We start from the raw sequence: 20,525 nt of genomic DNA on the forward strand, positions 1-20,525 counted from the left end.
TCCGTTTATGCCTTGCGTGTCTCTCGCGGATCAATAAGCGCCGGACTTCTTGAAGTCTTTGAGGGCCGTGTGCAGCAGGCCTTCGTCGTCCTTCGAGAGTTCCTTGGTGTCTTCGATGCGCTTGATCAGGTCAGCATGGCTCGACTTCAGGTATTCGCGCAGGCCCTTTTCGAACGGCAGGACTTGAGCGACTTCCAGATCGTCGAGGTAGCCGTTGTTCGCCGCGAACAGCGACACAGCCAGTTCCCACACCTGCAGCGGCTGATACTGCGGCTGCTTGAGCAGTTCCGTCACGCGGCGGCCGCGTTCGAGCTGCTTGCGGGTCGCTTCGTCGAGGTCCGACGCGAACTGCGCGAACGCAGCGAGTTCACGGTACTGTGCGAGGTCGGTACGGATACCGCCCGACAGCTTCTTCACGACCTTGGTCTGAGCCGCACCACCCACACGCGACACCGACACGCCGGCGTTAATTGCCGGGCGGATACCTGCGTTGAAGAGGTCGGTTTCAAGGAAGATCTGGCCGTCGGTAATCGAGATCACGTTCGTCGGAACGAATGCGGTCACGTCGCCAGCCTGCGTTTCGATGACCGGCAGTGCCGTCAGCGAACCGCTCTTGCCCTTCACTTCACCGTTGGTGAACTTCTCGACGTACTCTTCCGAGACGCGAGCAGCACGCTCGAGCAGACGCGAGTGCAGATAGAACACGTCACCCGGGTAAGCTTCACGGCCCGGCGGGCGGCGCAGCAGCAGCGAGATCTGACGGTATGCCCAAGCCTGCTTGGTCAAGTCGTCATAAACGATCAGCGCGTCCTGGCCGCGATCGCGGAAGTATTCGCCCATCGTGCAGCCGGCGTACGGCGCGAGGTACTGCATCGCTGCCGAATCCGAAGCCGAAGCGGCGACGACGATCGTGTATTCGAGCGCGCCCGATTCTTCGAGCTTGCGCACCACGTTCATGATCGACGAAGCCTTCTGGCCGATCGCGACGTAGATACAGACGAGGTTCTTGCCCTTCTGGTTGATGATCGCGTCGACGGCAACTGCGGTCTTGCCGCATTGACGGTCGCCGATGATCAGCTCGCGCTGGCCGCGGCCGATCGGCACCATTGCATCGATCGACTTCAGACCGGTCTGGACCGGCTCCGAAACCGACTTACGCCAGATCACGCCCGGAGCGATCTTTTCGATCGCGTCGGTCATCTTTGCGTTCAGCGGGCCCTTGCCGTCGATCGGGTTGCCGAGTGCGTCGACCACACGGCCGAGCAGTTCCGGACCCACCGGCACTTCGAGAATGCGGCCCGTCGTCTTGACGACGTCGCCTTCCGAGATGTGTTCGTACTCACCCAGAATCACGGCGCCGACCGAGTCGCGCTCGAGGTTCAGTGCGAGACCGAAGGTGTTGCCCGGGAATTCGAGCATTTCGCCCTGCATCACTTCCGACAGGCCGTGGATACGCACGATACCGTCGGTCACGGAGATCACGGTGCCCTGGTTGCGAACGTCTGCGCTCGCGTCAAGGCCCTGGATCCGGCTCTTGATCAGCTCGCTGATCTCAGAGGGATTGAGTTGCATTATTCGCTCCTGATAGTCAATTCTGTTGCGTGCCAGCCGCTAAAGCGCGAGGCGCTTCAGGCCGTCAGGGCCGTCTGCATGCTGGCAAGCCGCGCGCGGACCGAGGTATCGAGCACTTCGTCGCCGATCGTCACACGCACGCCGCCGATCAACGACTGGTCGACTTCGACCGTCGGCTTCAGCTTGCGCTTGAACTTGCGTTCGAGACTTGCGACGAGTTCGTTCAACTGCGCACCTTCGAGCGGGAATGCGCTGGTGATCAGCACATCTGCCGCCCCTTCGCGGGCGTTCTTCAACTCTTCGAACTGCGAGGCGATTTCCGGCAGCAATTGCAGGCGATGGTTGTCGACCAGCATCTGCACCAGATTCTTCGCTTGCGCGTTGTCCTTGAGCGGCGACTTGACCGCAGCCAGCAGCAGATCGCTAACCTGGGCACGGCTCACTTTCGGGCTCGAGGCGATCGACAGCACTTCGGGCAGACGCGCAACCTGTGCCAGCTCCTGCACGAGCGTGGACCAGGCGGCGATGTCACCAGCTTCGGCCACGCCAAACAGCGCTTCCGCGTACGGACGGGCGATGGTTGCAAGTTCGGCCATGATCAGAGCTCGGCTTTCAGTTGATTCAGCAGGTCAGCGTGAGCTGCCTGGTCGACTTCGCGCTTCAGGATCTGTTCAGCGCCCTTCACAGCGAGTGCAGCGACTTCGCCGCGCAGCGTTTCGCGCGCCTTCACGACTTGCTGATCCGCGTCGGCCTTGGCCTGCGCGATGATACGGGCGGCTTCCGCCTGTGCCTGAGCCTTGATTTCGTCGGCGACTGCGACAGCGCGCTTTTCAGCGTCAGCGATACGTTGCTGGCCGTCGTTGCGAGCCTGGGCGAGTTCCTGGTCGACGCGCTTGTGAGCGGCTTCGAGTTCCTGCTTGCCCTTTTCCGCGGCGGACAGACCGTCGGCGATCTTCTTCGCGCGCTCGTCGAGGGCGTTGATCAACGGCGGCCACACGAATTTCATCGTGAACCACGCGAGGATCAGGAACACGACCATTTGCGCAAACAGGGTTGCGTTGAGATTCACGGTGTTTCCTTAAACGTTGCTAGTTCGGAAAGTGAAACGGCAAGGCGCTCATCGATTCTGCTCGATCAGCGCCCCAGTACCCGTTCCGCCCTGCGTCCTTACCAGTTATAGCTCAGACGCAAACCTCCGAGGAACCTCAGCCTGCCAGCTTCGAGAGCAGCGGATTCGCGAACGCAAACAGCATTGCCACACCAACGCCAATCAGGAACGCCGCATCGATCAGACCAGCCAGCAGGAACATCTTGGTTTGCAGCGGGTTCATCAGTTCCGGTTGACGAGCACATGCTTCGATGTACTTGCCGCCCATCAGACCGATACCGATACAGGCGCCGATTGCACCCAGGCCGATGATGATGCCGATACCGATGGCGGTCAGACCCTGGATGTTGGCGATGAAAGCTTGCATGATCACTCCTTTGTGAAAAGTCTTTTAGAACTGGTTGGAACTGGGATTTAAAAACTAAAGCGATTCTTTGTGACGACGCAGGTTAGTGCGCGTCGTGTGCCTGGCCGATGTACACCAGCGTCAGCATCATGAAAATGAACGCCTGCAGCAGAACGATCAGGATGTGGAAGATTGACCACACTGTGCCGGCGATCACGTGGCCGATGAAGCCAAGCACCGTCGTGTCCGCGCCGAAGCTCCAGATGCTGCCGAGCAGGGCAATCAGCAGGAACAACAGTTCGCCCGCGTACATGTTGCCGAACAGCCGCATGCCGAGCGAGACCGTCTTCGCGACGAACTCGATGATGTTCAGTGCAAGGTTCGGGATCCACAGCAGCGGATGCGCGCCGAACGGAGCGGACAGCAGTTCATGCACGAAGCCGCCGGCGCCCTTGATCTTGAAGTTGTAGTAAATCATCAGCACGAACACGCCGAGCGCGATACCGATCGTGCCGTTCAGGTCGGCGGTCGGCACGAGGCGATGGTGCGGGATGGCTTCGGACAGACCCAGCCAGCCGATCACGCGGCCCGGCAGGTCGACGGGGATGAAGTCGAGGGAGTTCATCAGCGCGACCCAGACGAACACGGTCAGCGCGAGCGGTGCGATGAAGGTGCGCGAGCCGTGGATCATCGACTTCGATTGATCCTCGACCATTTCGACCAGCATTTCGATTGCGCACTGGAAACGGCCCGGCACGCCGGACGTTGCCTTGCGGGCTGCCAGATGCAGGATGAAGATCGTGGCGAGACCGCACACGATCGACCAGAAGAGGGTGTCGAGATTCCACACATGGATGTCGAAAATCGACGTCTGGTGCGCGGTGGAAAAGTTCTGCAAGTGGTGCGCGATGTACTCGGACGGATCCATTGCGCGCGTGCCTTCGCTAGCTGCCATATCGTTAAAGCCACCCAAATTGTCGAAAATCGTCTCAGGCCGCTCCCGCCGAAATGCTCTATTGCAGGAACGCGCCGGGTGTGGGCCTGTCTCATCCTCACACCGGATACCAGCGCCATGCGCCGGCCTTAAATTCTTTTTGCCGCTATTTTTTGTGCTGCTACCTTAGCGCCACGCCAAGGCGATCCAGTAAGTCTTCAGCGCGATGAGGTAGGTCACGAGCAGCGGAATCCAGCGTACGTCGTGGTACCAGAAGGCGATCGCGACAAACATCGCAATCGTTGTCCCCATCTTGAGCGCTTCGCCGACCATCCAGCTCATCACGGTCTCGGCGCCGCCCAATTTCTTCAAACGTGCCGCGAACAACGCGCCCGGCACCCAGCAGATTGCTCCCCCCAGGAACGCGGACAGCGCAGCAGCGCCCGGCGGCTTGTAAAACAGCCACCACACCAGCGTAGCAACCAGGGACAAAACCATTTGCGCAGCGACAACCCGAAAAGGCGTCACACGCGATGGACGACCCACGCCCGGACCAAACAGCTTTTCCGCTTCGGCCCGCGTGAGCGGAACGATATTGTTATCTTCCTGCGCGTCATCCCACGCTTCGCCCGGGTCGAACTGCCGACTGGCGGACGTATCGGGTACCTGGCGTTCAGCGCGGTGTCTGTCGTCACCATTTTCCGGCGACAGATTTGACGTTTTGACCGCCATCACAATGTTCCGAAGTCTCGTCCCAGCCTGCGAGTTTACGCAGCGCTTACGGGGTGGCCGTGCAATTAAATCCGGGCGATTGTAAGCGATAGTTGCAGGCAATTCAAGACTTTAGCCCGGCCTATCAGCCGCGTGAAAAGCGTCTTCACGATACGGTAAAACGCTTGTGAATCGCACGATACACGTCAAATGTAAGGCGGACGGGGGCTAACCAAATCCATGCTGCGAATCGCGTCGAGCGGAGCTCGTGGATAGCTCATACGGACGCCGTGACAGACGTGTCGAAAATGCAACAATTAGCGCTTTTTTTAAGGGATGGACTGACAGGCACGACGCAATGGTGAAGCCTGCGCAAAGCGGGCTTTGCGGTGACGAAACGCGTTCGTGATAGCACCCCGTAAGGATTATTACCTTGGTGCGCCTCGAACAAGATTTGGATTACTGATTATCTCCCGTGCAATTACTTTGGATTCCGTAGTAATTGGCCTGGAGTGCGAAACCGTGTGGATGTCGAGATAGCGAAGTTAGCCTGGACGGTTTAAAAGGAGCCCTACTCCTGTCCCGCCGAACCCGCTATCCCGCATATAAGAGATAGCTTGCGGCGCTGCTGATACGTCGGCCGCAAGCCAATTTACGTTCAGACGCTGGCGTTTCCGCGTAAACGCAAAAGAATGCCCTCCAGCGCATCGAGGTCGCCGAAGTCGACCATGACCTGGCCGCGGCCGCGTCGGCCGAGTTTGATTTTCACCGTAGCCGCCAGCAGATCCGACAACTCCTCTTCGAGTCGCCGCGTATCCCGGCCGCCGTCCGGATTCGCGCGTGCCTTCACGGCCGGCGTCACCTTCGTGGTCATCGCGACGAGCTTTTCGGTCTCGCGCACGGACAAGCGCTTATTGACGACCTGGTTGGCCAATGTGATCTGCGTCGCGGCATCGACAGCGAGCAATGCGCGAGCGTGCCCCATGTCCAGATCGCCGGCCAGCAACATGGTCTGCACCGGCGTCGCGAGGTTCAGCAGACGCAGCAAGTTCGACACCGCGCTGCGCGAACGTCCAACCGATTCCGCCGCCTGCTCATGCGTGAAATTGAACTCGTCAAGCAGGCGCTGAATGCCTTGCGCCTCTTCGAGCGGATTCAGATCTTCGCGCTGGATGTTCTCGATCAGCGCCATCGCCGCGGCAGCCTGATCCGGCACGTCCTTCACCAGTACCGGCACCTCTTCGAGACCCGCGATGCGCGCCGCGCGAAAACGCCGCTCGCCCGCGATGATCTCGTAGCGATCCGCCGCGATCGGACGCACGAGAATCGGTTGCATCAGACCTTGAGCACGGATACTCGCCGCGAGCTCCTGCAGCGCGCCCTCGTCCATCCGCGTACGCGGCTGGTATTTGCCCGCCTGCATCTTGCCGAGCGGCAATACGTTGGGCGCGCCTTCAACCGCTACTGCCTCGGTGATATCCGCGGTGCCGCCGAGCAATGCCTCCAGACCGCGGCCCAATCCCTTCTTTCTTGCTACTGCGTTCATCGTGCTTCCTCGATCCGCTTAGGATGCCTGGGGCGCGTCGTTCAGCGCGCGCACCCGCTCAATCATTTCGGCGCCGAACTGCACGTATGCCTGCGCACCGCGCGACGCCCGGTCGAACACCACACCCGGCAAGCCGTAACTGGGTGCCTCGGCAAGCCGCACGTTACGCGGAATCACCACATCGAACACCTTGTCGCCGAAATGCTCTTTCAACTGATCCGAGACCTGCTGTTGCAGCGTGATGCGCGGATCGAACATCACGCGCAGCAGACCGATCACCTTCAGGTCACGGTTCATGTTCGCGTGGACCTGCTTGATCGTATTGACAAGGTCGGACAGCCCTTCGAGAGCAAAGTACTCGCACTGCATCGGAATCACGACACCGTGCGCAGAGCACAAGCCATTGAGCGTCAGCAGCGAGAGCGCCGGTGGGCAATCGATCAGCACGAAATCATATTCGTTCTCGACCGCTGCCAGCGCCGTTTTCAGTTGCCGCTCGCGATTCTGCACGCTGACGAGTTCCACCTCGGCACCCGCGAGCTCGCGGTTCGCGGGCAGCACGTCATAGCCGACCGCCTCCGGCCGCACGCGCGCACTGGCCACCGACACGTTGTCCACCAACACTTCGTAGACCGTGTTCGCACATTCGGCCTTGTCGATACCGCTGCCCATCGTGGCGTTGCCCTGCGGGTCCAGATCGATGAGAAGGACTCGCTGTCCCTGCGCTGCCAGGCTTGCGGCCAGATTGACTGTGGTGGTCGTCTTGCCGACACCACCCTTCTGGTTCGCAACGCAGAAGATTTTTGCCATCGTTGGTGTGTCCCTTTTGCTGCTTGATGAAGTGAAAATCGTGGAGGTGTTACAAGGCCATCGTGGCAGATGTCATCATTCGGCGTCCACCCGTACCTTGATCAGATGCCGCTCGGCATCGAGCGAAGGAACGTTCAGACGAATGATCTGTTCCACGTGGGCGCCCGCCGGCAAACGTTCGATCTCGCCGTCCGGCCGCACGCCCTTCATCGCCCAGATCGCACCCTGCTCCGCAACCAGATGACGGGCCAGTGTAACGAAATCCGAGAGCTCTGCGAATGCGCGCGAAACGATTACGTCGAACTTTGCCGGTACTTCGGCGCCGGGCTTCAGCGTTTCGACCCGACCGGTCACAACCGACAGGTTCGTCAGCCCCAGCTGGGCCTTCACCTGCGCCTGAAACGCGGTCTTTTTATGAACGATGTCGTTCGTCGTGACGGTCCATTCAGGCAGCACGATCGCCAGCACGATACCCGGCATGCCGCCGCCCGAACCGACGTCGAGCACCGAGGACGGGCCGAGCGGCGCCAGATGCGGGACGATCGATAGCGAATCGAGAATGTGCTGAATCAGCATCTGCCGCGGATCGCGGATCGCCGTCAGGTTGTAGACGCTGTTCCACTTGGCGAGTAGCGCGACGTAGTCGAGCAGCTTGTGCTGCTGCACGTCGCTCAATTCGAGCCCAAGTTCACGGATGCCGTCCGCTAGCAGCGGCGCCAACGCCTGCTGATCGATACCCCTCTGCTCTGCCGTCATTGCACCACCGGCGTGCTGTCAGCGGCGGGCTTGGCGGGTTTCGACGGACGACGACCGAGGCCGCGCTTCAGATGAACCATCAGCAGCGAAATCGCCGCCGGCGTGATACCCGAGATACGCGACGCCTGACCGATCGTTTCCGGCCGGAATTGCATCAGCTTCTGACGCGCCTCGAACGACAGCCCACGGACTTCCGCGTAGTCCAGCCCTTCCGGCAAACGCGTGTTCTCGTGCGCCTCGTTGCGCTCAATTTCACCCGCCTGACGGTCGATATAGCCCTGATATTTGACGCCGATCTCGATCTGCTCCTTGATCTGCGCGAGCAATACCGGGTCTTCGGCAAGCGCTTCCGGCGCACCGCAGGCGCCGGCACGCAGCCCGCACACGCCGTCATAGCTGACACCCGGGCGGCGCAACAGGTCCGCGAGGCTGTACTCGTGATCGATCGGCTTGCCGAGCAAGGCCGTCGCTTCGTCGGCCGATAACGTCTTAGGATTGACCCACGTCGTGCGCAGGCGCTCTGTTTCACGTGAAACAGCCTCCCGCTTGCGACTAAACGCGCCCCAACGCGCATCGTCGACCACGCCGAGTTCGCGGCCGATCTCGGTCAGACGCATATCGGCGTTATCTTCACGCAGGCTCAGACGATATTCGGCGCGGCTCGTGAACATCCGATACGGCTCCGACACACCACGCGTGACCAGATCGTCGACCAGCACGCCCAGATAGGCCTGATCGCGACGCGGGCACCATGCGTCCTTGCCCTGCACGAACAGACCCGCGTTGATGCCGGCCAGCAGGCCTTGCGCGGCCGCCTCTTCATACCCGGTCGTGCCGTTGATCTGCCCAGCGAAGAACAGACCGCTGATCACCTTGGTTTCCAGCGATGCCTTCAGCCCGCGCGGATCGAAATAATCGTATTCGATCGCATAGCCGGGCCGGAGGATGTGCGCATGCTCGAGGCCACGCATCGAGCGCACCAGTTGGAGCTGAACGTCGAACGGCAGGCTCGTCGAGATTCCGTTCGGATAGAACTCATTGGTCGTCAGCCCTTCCGGTTCGAGGTAAATCTGGTGCGATTCCTTCGACGCAAAGCGGTGAATCTTGTCCTCGATCGACGGGCAGTAGCGCGGCCCCACCCCTTCGATGACGCCCGTGTACATCGGCGAACGATCGAGACCGCCGCGAATGATGTCGTGCGTACGCTCATTCGTATGCGTGACCCAGCACGGGATCTGCCGGGGATGTTGCTCGACACGCCCAAGAAACGAGAAAACCGGCACCGGATCCAGATCGCCGGGTTGCTCTTCGAGCTGCGAGAAGTCGATCGTACGACCATCAATACGCGGCGGCGTCCCGGTCTTCAGCCGCCCTTGCGGCAGCTTCAGTTCCTTCAGGCGCGCGGACAACGAAACCGCTGCCGGATCGCCTGCGCGACCGCCGGTGTAGTTGTTCAGACCCACGTGGATCTTGCCGTCGAGGAACGTACCGGCCGTCAGCACCACAGCACGCGAGCGGAAACGGATGCCCACCTGCGTGACGGCACCGACCACGCGATCGCCCTCCACCATCAGATCGTCGACGGCCTGCTGGAACAGCCAAAGATTCGGCTGGTTCTCGAGCCGATGACGGATCGCCGCCTTGTACAGCACCCGATCGGCCTGAGCGCGCGTCGCACGGACCGCCGGTCCTTTGGACGAATTCAGGATGCGGAACTGGATGCCGCTCTCATCGGTGGCCGCAGCCATGGCACCACCGAGTGCATCGACTTCCTTGACCAGATGGCCCTTGCCAATACCGCCAATCGACGGATTGCAGCTCATCTGCCCGAGGGTTTCGATGTTGTGGGTCAGGAGCAGCGTTTTGCTGCCCATGCGCGCCGAGGCCAAAGCGGCTTCGGTGCCGGCATGACCGCCGCCAACGACGATTACGTCAAATTCTGTGGGAAAAAGCATCGCGAGATCTCACGCCAGATCGTCGCGTGAGCCTTCAAAAGGAATGTATGGGCGAATTATAGCGGGTTCGGTTTTGGCCCGAATTCGTCCGAATGGCTAATAAATAAAAAAAGCGGTGTGTTTCACGTGAAACACACCGCTTCTAAAGACCACGGCCAGCTAGAAAAGTGCTGCCGGCACAAAGAATTACGCCACTTTTTTGGCCAACCCCAGATATGTTTCGATCACGCGTGGATTCTGCGCGAGATCCGCCGCCGGCCCTTCCAGCGCTAACTCACCGGTTTCAAGCACATAGCCATAGTCGGAAATTTGCAGCGCGGCGCGTGCGTTCTGCTCGATCAGCAGCGTCGCGACACCTGTCTGCCGCAGCGCGCTGATGATGTGGAAGATTTCCTTCACGATCAGCGGCGCCAGACCCAGGCTCGGCTCGTCGAGCATCAGCAGATCGGGCTTGCCCATCAGTGCACGGCCGACCGCGAGCATCTGCCGCTCCCCGCCCGACAACGTACCGGCCGCCTGCTTACGGCGCTCCTTCAATCGCGGGAACAACCCGAACACCGGCTCAAGCTGATCGAGAAAATTGCGCTCCCCTGCCCGCTTGCGTCGATAAGCGCCGAGCACCAGATTGTCCTCGACCGACATCGACGCGAACAACTCGCGCTTCTCAGGCACCAGACACATGCCGAACGCGACCCGCTTTTCGACCGGCACCGCGCTAACGTCATCGCCCTGATACCTGATCGCGCCCTTCGCATGGCCGGTGGTCGGCAAGGCGCCCATGATCGCGTTGAGCAGCGTCGACTTGCCCGCGCCGTTCGGACCGATCACCGAAACGATCTGCCCTGCCCGCACCTTGATCGCCGCGTTGTGCAGCGCCTCGACCTTGCCGTAGCGCACCGACAAGCCGTTCACCTCGAGAATCGGCGCAGCTGCGGCCACGCCCGTCGTCTTCGTGTTGTCCATCACTCCACCCCGCCCAGATACGCTTCGAGCACCGCCGGATCCTGCTGCACCTCCTGCGGCAAACCTTCGGCGATCCGCGTACCGAATTCCATCACCACGAGTCGATCGGTCAGATTCATCACGAAATCCATATCGTGCTCGACCAGCAGGATGCTCATCCCTTCCGCCTTCAGCCGACGCAGCAGATCCGCCAGTTGCAGCTTCTCCTGATAACGCAAACCGGCTGCCGGTTCGTCGAGCAATAGCAGAGTCGGATCGCAACACAGCGCGCGGGCGATTTCGAGAATCCGCTGTTGCCCGAGCGCGAGACTGCCGGCTTCGTCGTACATGTGCTGCTCCAGTCCGACGCGACGAATCTGCCGGGCGGCTTCGGCCATCAGCCGCGCCTCTTCGGCGCTGTTCAATCGCACGATGCTGCGCCACACGCCCGCATGGCCACGCAGATGCGCACCGATCGCGACGTTCTCGAGCACCGTCATGCCCGGCAGCAGCTTGACGTGCTGGAACGTCCGGCCGATCCCGCGCTTGACGATTTCACGTGAACTCAGCGCATCGATACGCTCGCCACGGAACGTGATCTCGCCGTTGGTCGCCTGAAGCACGCCGGTGACGAGGTTGAACGTCGTCGACTTGCCGGCGCCGTTTGGCCCGATCAGGCCGATGATCTGCCCTGCTTTCACCTCGAAGCTCACGTCGTTCACCGCGACCAGGCCGCCGAACTGCTTGCGTGCCTTGTTCACCGTCAGCAGATCTTCGCCGGCCTGCGGCTTGTTGCGCTGCGGCAGAGACTCGGCATGCTCTGCGAGATGCGCGCGCGGACCACGCGGGAAAAAGCGCGCGACGAACGGCCAGACGCCCTGCCGCGCGTACTGCAGCAGCAGCACCATGATGATGCCGAACACGATCACCTCGAAGTTGCCGTTCTCGCCGAGCAACTTCGGCAGCAAGGTCTGCAGATAGTCCTGCAGCACGGTCAGGATCGCCGCGCCGAGCACTGCGCCCCACACGTGCGACACACCGCCCACTACCGCCATGAACAGAAACTCGATGCCGTGATTCAGGCCGAACGGCGTCGGATTCACCGCGCGTTGCAGATGCGCGTACAGAAAGCCCGACACTGAAGCCAGCACCGCCGCATAGACGAAAATCACGACGCGCATCCAGCCCGTATTGACGCCCATCGCCTCGGCCATCAGACCGCCGCCGCGCAGCGCACGAATCGCCCGTCCCGGTCGGCTATTAAGCAAATTCTGAACAGAGACGACCGCGCCGAGCACGACCAGCCAGATCAGGTAATAGATATGGCGCCCGGATTCGAGATTTATCCCGAAAACATTCAGTACCGGAATCCCGTTGATGCCGTCGTACTTGCCGAGCATCTCGAGATTGCCGAACAGGTAGAACAGCGCGAGCCCCCACGCGATCGTCCCGAGCGGCAGAAAGTGGCCGGACAAACGCATCGTCACGAGGCCGAGCATCAGCGCGACCAGCGCGGTCACGATCACGCCCGCGATCAACGCGAGCCACGGCGACACGCCGTAGCTCGTCGTCAGATACGCGGTCGCATACGCACCGATGCCGACGAACGCGGCCTGCCCGAAGCTCGTCATCCCGCCGATACCGGTGAGCAGCACGAGGCCGATCGCGACGATCGAATACAGGCCGATGTAGTTGAGCAGCGTGACCCAATACTCGGGCACATGGATCGGATGCGGCAGCACCGGCAACGCGAACAGCACCACGAGGAACAACCAGAAGAACTTCTTTTGCATGATCCGTTTCATCGCATCACTCCTCTTCCTCTTCGGCGTGCGGGGTCGCGAGACTGCGCCACAGCAGCACCGGGATGATCAGCGTGAACACGATCACTTCCTTATAAGCACTGGCCCAGAACGACGAATACGATTCGAGCAGACCAACCAGAATCGAGCCGGCCGCCGCGAGCGGATAGCTGACCAGACCGCCGATGATCGCCCCGACGAAGCCCTTCAGACCGATCAGGAAACCCGAGTCGTAGTAGATCGTGGTGAGCGGCGCGACGAGGATGCCGCACAGCGCGCCGAGCCCGGCCGCAAGCGTGAACGCGAGGCGCCCCGCCTGCGTCGTGCCGATGCCGACGAGGCGCGCGCCGAGCCGGTTCACCGACGTCGCACGCAAGGCCTTGCCCGAAATCGAGCGATCGAAGTACAGATACAGCGCGCCGATCAGCACGACCGCGGTACCGATCACCCACAGGCTCTGCCCGGAGATCGACAGACTGCCCACGTTGAACGTCGCGTCGGAAAACGCGTTGGTGCGCGAGCCTTCCGCGCCGAACATCACGAGCCCGAGGCCGACCATCGCGAAGTGCACGGCGACCGCGACGATCAGCAACAGCAGAGTGGTCGCCTCCGCGATCGGCTCATACGCGAGCCGGTACACGAACGGTCCCATCGGAATCACGATCAGCAGCGTCAGCGCGATCTGCACGATCATCGGCAGCGGCTGCATGAAAACGCCGCGCGTGAGCGCGTAGACCGCGATCGGGAACAGCAGGTACTTCCCTGCCAGCATCGGCAGCGTGCGGGCCGCGTAACGACGCCGCTCCGCATGCCGCAGCACAGCCGCCGTCTCGACGACGAAGCATGCCGCGCCCATCGCCATCAGCAGCCAGCAGGTGGCCGGAAATTTCTGCGTCTGCAGTGCGGCGAGCGTCAGCGCGCCGTACGAAACAAACTCCCCCTGCGGGATGAAGATCACCCGCGTCACGGAGAACACCAGCACCAGCGCAAGCGCGAGCAGCGCGTAGATCGCGCCGGTGGTGATGCCGTCCTGCGCGAGGATCGCCGCAATTGATAGATCCATACTTCCTCGTCCTGAAGCGTCGAAATCGAAAACCGGGAAACAGTCGCGACGGCGCGGCGCGTGGCCGTCCATCGACCTGCAATGCGGAAAAGACAACCGCCGCGCCGGGACACGACGCGGCGGTCGATGCCATTGTCGTCGAACCCAATGGCAAGGCGGCGTCATGCACCGCCTGATTGCGCGAGAGGCGCGTACCGCTTGTTATTCTGCTTGTTGTCTTGCTTGTCGTTTTTAATCGTTCTGCAGTTTCCACTTGCCGTCGACGATCTGCACGATCACGCGGGCGCGCTGATCGAGCCCGTTGTGATCGGTCGCGGTGGTGTTCATGATGCCGTGCGACACCGGCAGTTCCTTGATGTTTTCGAGCGCGCTGCGCAGCGCCACGCGGAACTCCGGCGTGCCCGGCTGCGCCGTCTTCAGCGCAACCGGAATCGCGGCCTGCAGCATCTGGCCGGCATCCCATGCGTGACCGCCGAAGGTCGCGACCGAACCCGCGCCGTAGGCCTTCTCGTACGCGCTCTTATAGGCTTCCGACGACTTCTTCACCGGGTTCGAATCCGGCAGTTGATCGACGACGAGGATCGGGCCGGCCGGCAGCAATTCGCCGTCGCAGTCCTTGCCGCACACGCGCAGGAAGTCGTTGTTGGCGACACCGTGCGTCTGATAGATCTTGCCCTTGTAGCCGCGCTCCTTCAGCGTCTTGGCCGGCAGCGCCGACGGCGTGCCCGAGCCGGCGATCAGCACCGCGTCCGGATTCGCGCCCATCGTCTTCAACACCTGCCCCGTCACCGATGCGTCGGTGCGGTTAAAGCGCTCGTTCGACACGATCTTCAGGTTGTGCGCCTTCGCCGATGCCGCGAACACATTGTTCCAGCTATCGCCATACGCATCCGAGAAGCCGATGAAGCCGACCGTCTTCACGCCGTGGTGCGCCATGTAGTCGGCGATCGCGTCGGCCATCAGGCTGTCGTTCTGCGGCGGCTTGAACGCCCACGCGCGCTTCGCATCCATCGGCTGGATGATCGCCGCCGATGCGGCCAGCGAGATCACCGGCGTCTTGCCTTCGGCGGCGGGATCGAGCATTGCGAGCGAGTTCGGTGTGACCGTCGAACCGATGATCGCGTCGACGTGGTCTTCGTCGATCAGCTTGCGCGTGTTCTGCACGGCCTTGCTCGTATCCGACCCGTCGTCGAGCACGATGTACGTCACCGTCTTGCCGCCGATCTCTTTCGGCAGCAACGCGATCGTGTTCTTCTCCGGAATGCCGAGCGATGCGGCCGGCCCCGTCGTCGACAGTGTGACGCCGATCTTCACCTGTGCGAACGTCGCCCCCGCACCGCACATCAGCGCCATCGCGATGCCCGTGCGTACCCACTGCGTTGTCTTTTTCATTGCGAGTCTCCAAACGCCTTGAAAAACGCCTACCTATAAGCCGGCTTCAGGGGCCGGGTGTCTGATCCTTTATCCGGTCCGGGTACGCATGTGCCAAGCATGGTTTTCCCTGCTTTTCCCTGCTGGATGCGAATACCTTCGCGGTTCTGTTGGGTACCCCTCCTGTCGCGTGGTGCGGATTGGCCTTCACGTGAATCACATGAAGCGCCACGAAGCGTCGCGGTTTCTGTGCCGCGATCCTGTTTCGTTCGATCGTTCTCAAACCACTAATATGTTAGTAGTTTGCGTTGTGCATTTTCGACGGTCAATAGAACGAACCCAAAATGCGGGTTTGTCCTGAAGCAGCGACGCCACACTTTTTCGAGACACAGACACACGAAAAAACGCGGGACGCGGGCAATAAAAAAGACGCGTCGACTGCACGCGTCTTTTTTGCTGGGGTTCCGTATCGCTGCGCCTTCACTCAGTCGCCGGCGAGCTTCCACTTGCCGTCGACAATCTGCACCATCACGCGGGCGCGTTGATCGAGACCGGCGTGGTCGTTCGCGCTCATGTTGAAGATACCGTGCGAGGCCGGCAGGTCTTTAGTGCCTTCGAGCGCGGCGCGCAGCGCCTCGCGGAAGGCCGGTGTACCCGGCTGCCCCTTCTTCAGCGCGAGCGGAATAGCGTGCTGCAGCAGCAGACCCGCATCCCATGCGTGACCACCGAACGTCGACACCGAACCCGCGCCGTACGCGGCTTCATATGCATGCTTGTACGCGAGCGCGCTCTTCTTCACCGGATTCGCATCGGGCAGCTGATCGGCGACCAGCAGCGGGCCGGCCGGCAGCCACGTGCCTTCGCAATCCTTGCCGCACACGCGCAGGAAGTCGTTGTTGGCGACGCCGTGCGTCTGATAGTACTTGCCCTTGTAGCCGCGCTCCTTCAGCGTCTTCTGCGGCAGCGCGGCCGGCGTGCCTGCCCCGGCGATCAGCACCGCGTCCGGGTTCTGCGACATCATCTTCAGCACCTGGCCCGTGACCGATGCATCGTTGCGCGCGAAACGCTCGTTGGCGACGACCTTGATCTTCGCAAGGTCGGCGGCCTTGCTGAATTCTCTGAACCAGCTTTCGCCGTATGCGTCGGAAAAGCCGATGAACGCGACCGTCTTCACACCGTGATTCGCCATGTGCTGCGCGATCGCGGTAGCCATCAGGATGTCGTTCTGCGGCGTCTTGAAGACCCATGCGCGCTTCGCGTCCATCGGTTCGACGATGCCGGCGGCCGCGGCCATCGAGATCATCGGCGTGGAGGATTCGGCCGCGATGTCGATCATCGCGAGCGAGTTCGGCACGACGGTCGAACCGATCAGCGCGTCGATGTGGTCTTCGCTGGTGAGCTTGCGGGCGTTCTTGACCGCCTGGGTGGAGTCGGTGGCGTCGTCGAGGACGATGTAGTCGATTTTCTGGCCTGCCACTTCCTTCGGCAGCAGCGCAATCGTGTTCTTTTCGGGGATGCCGAGCGAGGCGGCCGGCCCGGTTGCCGACACGGTGACGCCGATTTTCACGTCCGCGAACGCATGACCGCTCCATGCGGCCGAAACTCCGGTGGCGACCAATGCCGCGCTGATCCAACGCAATGCCGACTTCATTCTGCTCCTCTATTAACCCCGTTATTCAATTGAATTTAAATCCGCAGATTTAAATACCGACTCAGTGGTCGGCGAATAGCGAGTTTAGCGGAGGCAAGCGCCGCGCTGCAAGCATTTTGCAGGCTTGTGACGTTTAAAAACAGCGTTATCGGACGAATAAAAAATAGCTACGAAATTAGCCAGATTGTTTCGTCGATTTATTTCGAAAGCACAAATAAAAAGCGCTGTTGGATATCAATCCAACAGCGCTTTCGTCTGGGCACTGAGTGCCTCAATTGTCTCCTCGTTCTCCACCTGCAAATTCGTGGTGCATCAGAACTGCATGAAGATTAAACGACCGCATAAGCCGTCACAACTAGCAATTACCCTAGTGGTGCACTGCCGCACCGAATTAGGGCACGTTCAGTTGATTTTCGGCATCCAGTTTGCCATAGCTCAACGGAGTGCCCGACCCATCGCATTTCCAGCTTGCGGCAGATTAAATCGGATTCTGAATCGATTCGATATCGCACTGCATCAACTGGCCGTTTGCAAGGCGCGATATCACGCCCGCAAAGGCCGCACCCGCGCGACGATTTCGCCAACGATGCCGCGCCGGAACGCCAGCACGCACGCGATGAAAATCAGCCCCGTGACGATCGTCACCGACTCGCCGAGCGAACGGAACCAGTCGACCCCGGTGATCGACGCCAGCGCCCCGCCGATATCGCCGAGCCGGTCTTCGAGCGACACGATCAGCGCGGCGCCGAGCAACGGCCCGAACAGCGTGCCCATACCGCCCACCAGCGTCATCAGGATCACCAGACCGGACATGGTCCAGTACGCGTCGCTCAACGTCTCGAAGCCCTGCACCAGCACCTTCAGCGAGCCCGCCAACCCCGCGACCCCCGCCGACAGAATGAACGCGAGCAGCTTGAAGCGATCGGTGTCGTAGCCGAGCGAGATCGCGCGCGGCTCGTTCTCCTTGATCGCGACCAGCACCTGGCCGAACGGCGAATGCACGATGCGCACGATCAACAGGAACGCGGCGACGACCACCGCGAGCACGACGAAATACAGCGTGACATCCGAAGACAGATTGACGAGCCCGAACAGCTTGCCGCGCGGCACGCCCTGCAGGCCGTCCTCGCCATGCGTGAACGGCGCCTGCAGGAACACGAAGTAGACCATCTGCGCGAGCGCGAGCGTCACCATCGAGAAGTAGATGCCCTGGCGGCGGATCGCGAAGAAGCCGACCACGAGCCCGAGCAGCGTCGCCGCCGCGGTGCCGCTCAGCACGCCGAGCTCGGGCGGGAAGCCGAGCGTCTGCATCGCGTAGCCGGTCACGTAGCCGGCCGACGCCAGAAACATCGCATGACCGAACGACAGGAGCCCGGTGTAGCCGATCAGCAGATTGAAGGCGGCCGCGAACAGCGCGAAGCACAGGACCTTCATCACGAAGAGCGGATAGATGCCGAGCACCGGCACCGCGAGCAGGACGACCAGCAGCAGTCCGTAGAGCACTTTTCTCTGCATCATTTTTCCCTGCCGAAAAGACCCGCCGGACGCACGAGCAGCACCAGCGCCATGATCACGAAGACGACCGTCGCCGACGCTTCCGGGTAATACACACGCGTGAGCCCTTCGATCACGCCGAGCAGCAGGCCGGTGAGAATCGAACCCATGATCGAGCCCATCCCGCCAATCACGACCACCGCGAACACGGTGATGATCATCGGCTGGCCCATCAGCGGCGACACCTGGATCACCGGCGCGGCGAGCACGCCGGCGAACGCCGCGAGCGCGACGCCGAAGCCGTAGGTCAGCGTGATCATCAGCGGCACGTTGACGCCGAACGCCTCGACGAGCTTCGGGTTCTCGGTGCCCGCGCGCAGATACGCGCCGAGCCGCGTCTTCTCGATCACGAACCACGTCGCGAAACACACGACGAGCGACGCCACCACGACCCACGCCCGATAGTTCGGCAGGAACATGAAGCCGAGGTTGGTCGCGCCCGAGAGCGCCGAGGGCACGTCGTACGGCTGGCCCGACGAACCGTAGATCGAATGGAACACGCCTTCGATCACGAGCGTGAGACCGAACGTCAGCAGCAGCCCGTACAGGTGATCGAGCTTGTAGAGCCAGCGCAGCATCGAGCGCTCGATCACAATGCCGAACACGCCCACGATCAGCGGCGCAAGTACCAGCATCACCCAGTACGGCAGATTGAAATACGACAGCCCCATCCACGCGAGCATCGCGCCGAGCATGAACAGCGCGCCATGCGCGAAGTTGATCACGTTGAGCAGGCCGAAAATGATCGCCAGCCCAAGGCTCAGAATCGCGTAGAACGAGCCGTTCACGAGCCCGAGCAGAAGCTGGCTCAGCATCGCCGGTAGCGGAACGCCAAAGATGTCCATTGAAGCCCTTCGCCCTTCAAGCGATCGTCAAGGTGAGATCGGTCACGCACGATCCGGCCGGCGAGCGGTGCGCATCGAGATGCGCGCGGCGTCGCGTTCATCACGCGTCATTGCGCCCTTCCCGCTCTCGCGCGCTCGTCGCCCGCGCACTCTTTCGCCGGTCAATGAAACGCGTTGCCGCTGGCATGAACCCCTACCCCACCGCGAACGCGCCGCAAGACCACGCAGTGCATTCGCGGCGGCTCGTGAGCCGATCAGCGGCGGATGTTTCAGATTGCAGCGGTCAGCTGACCGCCTGTTGCCGATCCGTGTACAAACCCGCGCTTACTTCCACAACGCGCAGCGCGTCTGCGCCTTGGTCGTGAAAGCCTGGTCGCCCGGAATCGTCGCCATGATCTTGTAGTAGTCCCACGGCTCTTTCGATTCAGCCGGCGTCTTCACCTGCATCAGGTACATGTCGTGGATCATGCTGCCGTCCTGACGGATGTAGCCCTTCGCGTAGAAGTCGTCGATCTTCGCCTTGCGCAGTTGCGCCATCACCTTGTCCGGATCGCTCGAGCCGACTGCCTGCACCGCCTTCAGATAGTTCATCGTCGCCGAGTAGTCGGCGGCCTGCAGGCTCGACGGCATCTTCTTCATCTTGTCGAAGTAGCGCTGCGACCACTTGCGCGTGTCGGGGTTCTTGTTCCAGTACCAGCTGTCGGTCAGCACCAGACCTTGCGTGGTTTCGAGCCCGAGGCTGTGCACGTCGTCGATGAACATCAGCAGCGCGGCGATCTTCATCGTCTTCGGAATGCCGAACTCCTTCGCGGCCTTGATCGAGTTGACCGTGTCGCCGCCCGCATTCGCGAGACCGAGGATCTGCGCCTTCGAGGCCTGCGCCTGCAGCAGGAACGACGAGAAGTCCGACGCCGACAGCGGATGACGCACCGCGCCGAGCACCTGGCCGCCGTTCGCCTTCACGACGTCGGAAGTCGCTTTTTCGAGCGCCTTGCCGAACGCGTAGTCGGCCGTCAGGAAGTACCACGTCTTGCCGCCCTGCTTCGTCACCGCCGAGCCGGTGCCGTTCGCGAGCGCGGTCGTGTCGTACGCGTAGTGGACCGTGTACGGCGTGCACTGCTCGTTGGTCAGCGTATCGGCGCCGGCGCCGATGTTGATATAGACCTTGTGCTTCTCGCCCGCGACGGTGTTCATCGACAGACCGGTTGCCGAGTTGGTGCCGCCGATCAGCATGTCGACGCCATCGCGATCGAACCATTCGCGCGCGCGCGACGCCGCGATGTCCGCCTTATTCTGGTGATCCGCGTACAGCACCGTGATCGGCTTGCCGTTGACCTTGCCGCCAAAGTCGGCGACCGCCATCCGGATCGCCTCCAGACCGCCCTGCCCGTCGATATCCGCGTACAGCCCCGACATGTCGGTGATGAAGCCGATCTTCACGGCATCGTCGGCCGCTTGCGCGCTGCCCAGCGTGAGCGCGGTGCCGGCGGCGACCGCGAAACAGAGCGAGGCAATGCGCGCGAGTGGGTTCTTTTTCATGCGTGTCTCCTGGTTCTTCG

18 protein-coding genes are annotated in these 20,525 nt (G+C 61.6%); all 18 read right to left on the reverse strand.

Annotated features, from left to right (window positions below; all coding sequences use genetic code 11):
- Positions 1 to 30: 30 nt before the first annotated feature.
- Positions 31 to 1,572 carry a F0F1 ATP synthase subunit alpha gene (gene atpA, locus HHL14_RS14940; RefSeq protein ID WP_169498387.1) on the reverse strand — a complete coding sequence of 514 codons (1,542 nt, stop codon included), beginning with the start codon at positions 1,570 to 1,572 and terminating at the stop codon, positions 31 to 33.
- A gap of 56 nt (positions 1,573 to 1,628) precedes the next feature.
- Entirely contained in the window at positions 1,629 to 2,168 is a 540-nt protein-coding gene (locus HHL14_RS14945; protein WP_169498388.1) for a F0F1 ATP synthase subunit delta, read from the reverse strand.
- 2 nt (positions 2,169 to 2,170) lie between these two features.
- The gene (locus tag HHL14_RS14950) at positions 2,171 to 2,641 is read right to left on the reverse strand and encodes a F0F1 ATP synthase subunit B (protein ID WP_129956623.1); all 471 of its coding nucleotides are present in this window, start codon (positions 2,639 to 2,641) and stop codon (positions 2,171 to 2,173) included.
- A 136-nt stretch (positions 2,642 to 2,777) separates the two neighbouring features.
- Positions 2,778 to 3,047 carry a F0F1 ATP synthase subunit C gene (gene atpE / locus HHL14_RS14955; RefSeq protein ID WP_007180033.1) on the reverse strand — a complete coding sequence of 90 codons (270 nt, stop codon included), beginning with the start codon at positions 3,045 to 3,047 and terminating at the stop codon, positions 2,778 to 2,780.
- A gap of 82 nt (positions 3,048 to 3,129) precedes the next feature.
- Positions 3,130 to 3,981, reverse strand: coding sequence for a F0F1 ATP synthase subunit A (gene atpB, locus HHL14_RS14960; protein ID WP_169498389.1), 852 nt, complete (start codon positions 3,979 to 3,981; stop codon positions 3,130 to 3,132).
- 165 nt (positions 3,982 to 4,146) lie between these two features.
- The gene (locus HHL14_RS14965) at positions 4,147 to 4,692 is read right to left on the reverse strand and encodes an ATP synthase subunit I (protein WP_169498390.1); all 546 of its coding nucleotides are present in this window, start codon (positions 4,690 to 4,692) and stop codon (positions 4,147 to 4,149) included.
- A gap of 637 nt (positions 4,693 to 5,329) precedes the next feature.
- Positions 5,330 to 6,217: a ParB/RepB/Spo0J family partition protein gene (locus HHL14_RS14970; RefSeq protein WP_169498391.1), complete on the reverse strand. Its 888-nt coding sequence runs from the start codon at positions 6,215 to 6,217 to the stop codon at positions 5,330 to 5,332.
- 18 nt (positions 6,218 to 6,235) lie between these two features.
- Entirely contained in the window at positions 6,236 to 7,027 is a 792-nt protein-coding gene (locus tag HHL14_RS14975; RefSeq protein ID WP_169498392.1) for a ParA family protein, read from the reverse strand.
- 75 nt (positions 7,028 to 7,102) lie between these two features.
- Complete coding sequence (gene rsmG, locus HHL14_RS14980; protein ID WP_169498393.1) at positions 7,103 to 7,783, reverse strand: 16S rRNA (guanine(527)-N(7))-methyltransferase RsmG; 681 nt, start codon at positions 7,781 to 7,783, stop codon at positions 7,103 to 7,105.
- A complete protein-coding gene (gene mnmG / locus HHL14_RS14985) occupies positions 7,780 to 9,738 on the reverse strand; it encodes a tRNA uridine-5-carboxymethylaminomethyl(34) synthesis enzyme MnmG (RefSeq protein WP_169498394.1) in 1,959 nt (652 codons plus the stop codon). The genes rsmG and mnmG overlap by 4 nt, the downstream gene beginning before the upstream one ends.
- Positions 9,739 to 9,924: 186 nt before the next feature.
- Positions 9,925 to 10,701 carry an ABC transporter ATP-binding protein gene (locus HHL14_RS14990; RefSeq protein WP_169498395.1) on the reverse strand — a complete coding sequence of 259 codons (777 nt, stop codon included), beginning with the start codon at positions 10,699 to 10,701 and terminating at the stop codon, positions 9,925 to 9,927.
- Positions 10,701 to 12,485, reverse strand: coding sequence for a branched-chain amino acid ABC transporter ATP-binding protein/permease (locus HHL14_RS14995; RefSeq protein WP_169498396.1), 1,785 nt, complete (start codon positions 12,483 to 12,485; stop codon positions 10,701 to 10,703). Before HHL14_RS14995 ends, HHL14_RS14990 begins: the two co-directional genes overlap by 1 nt.
- Before the next feature lie 4 nt (positions 12,486 to 12,489).
- Positions 12,490 to 13,545: a branched-chain amino acid ABC transporter permease gene (locus tag HHL14_RS15000; protein ID WP_169498397.1), complete on the reverse strand. Its 1,056-nt coding sequence runs from the start codon at positions 13,543 to 13,545 to the stop codon at positions 12,490 to 12,492.
- Positions 13,546 to 13,776: 231 nt separating this feature from the next.
- Complete coding sequence (locus HHL14_RS15005) at positions 13,777 to 14,937, reverse strand: ABC transporter substrate-binding protein (protein ID WP_169498398.1); 1,161 nt, start codon at positions 14,935 to 14,937, stop codon at positions 13,777 to 13,779.
- 463 nt (positions 14,938 to 15,400) lie between these two features.
- Entirely contained in the window at positions 15,401 to 16,567 is a 1,167-nt protein-coding gene (locus HHL14_RS15010; RefSeq protein WP_169498399.1) for an ABC transporter substrate-binding protein, read from the reverse strand.
- A gap of 543 nt (positions 16,568 to 17,110) precedes the next feature.
- Entirely contained in the window at positions 17,111 to 18,082 is a 972-nt protein-coding gene (locus HHL14_RS15015; RefSeq protein ID WP_169498447.1) for a branched-chain amino acid ABC transporter permease, read from the reverse strand.
- Entirely contained in the window at positions 18,082 to 18,966 is an 885-nt protein-coding gene (locus HHL14_RS15020; protein ID WP_169498400.1) for a branched-chain amino acid ABC transporter permease, read from the reverse strand. The genes HHL14_RS15015 and HHL14_RS15020 overlap by 1 nt, the downstream gene beginning before the upstream one ends.
- Before the next feature lie 324 nt (positions 18,967 to 19,290).
- Entirely contained in the window at positions 19,291 to 20,505 is a 1,215-nt protein-coding gene (locus HHL14_RS15025; RefSeq protein WP_169498401.1) for an ABC transporter substrate-binding protein, read from the reverse strand.
- Between the last annotated feature and the right edge of the window lie 20 nt (positions 20,506 to 20,525).

Source organism: Paraburkholderia antibiotica, assembly GCF_012927125.1.
GTDB classification, from domain to species: Bacteria; Pseudomonadota; Gammaproteobacteria; order Burkholderiales; family Burkholderiaceae; genus Paraburkholderia; species Paraburkholderia antibiotica.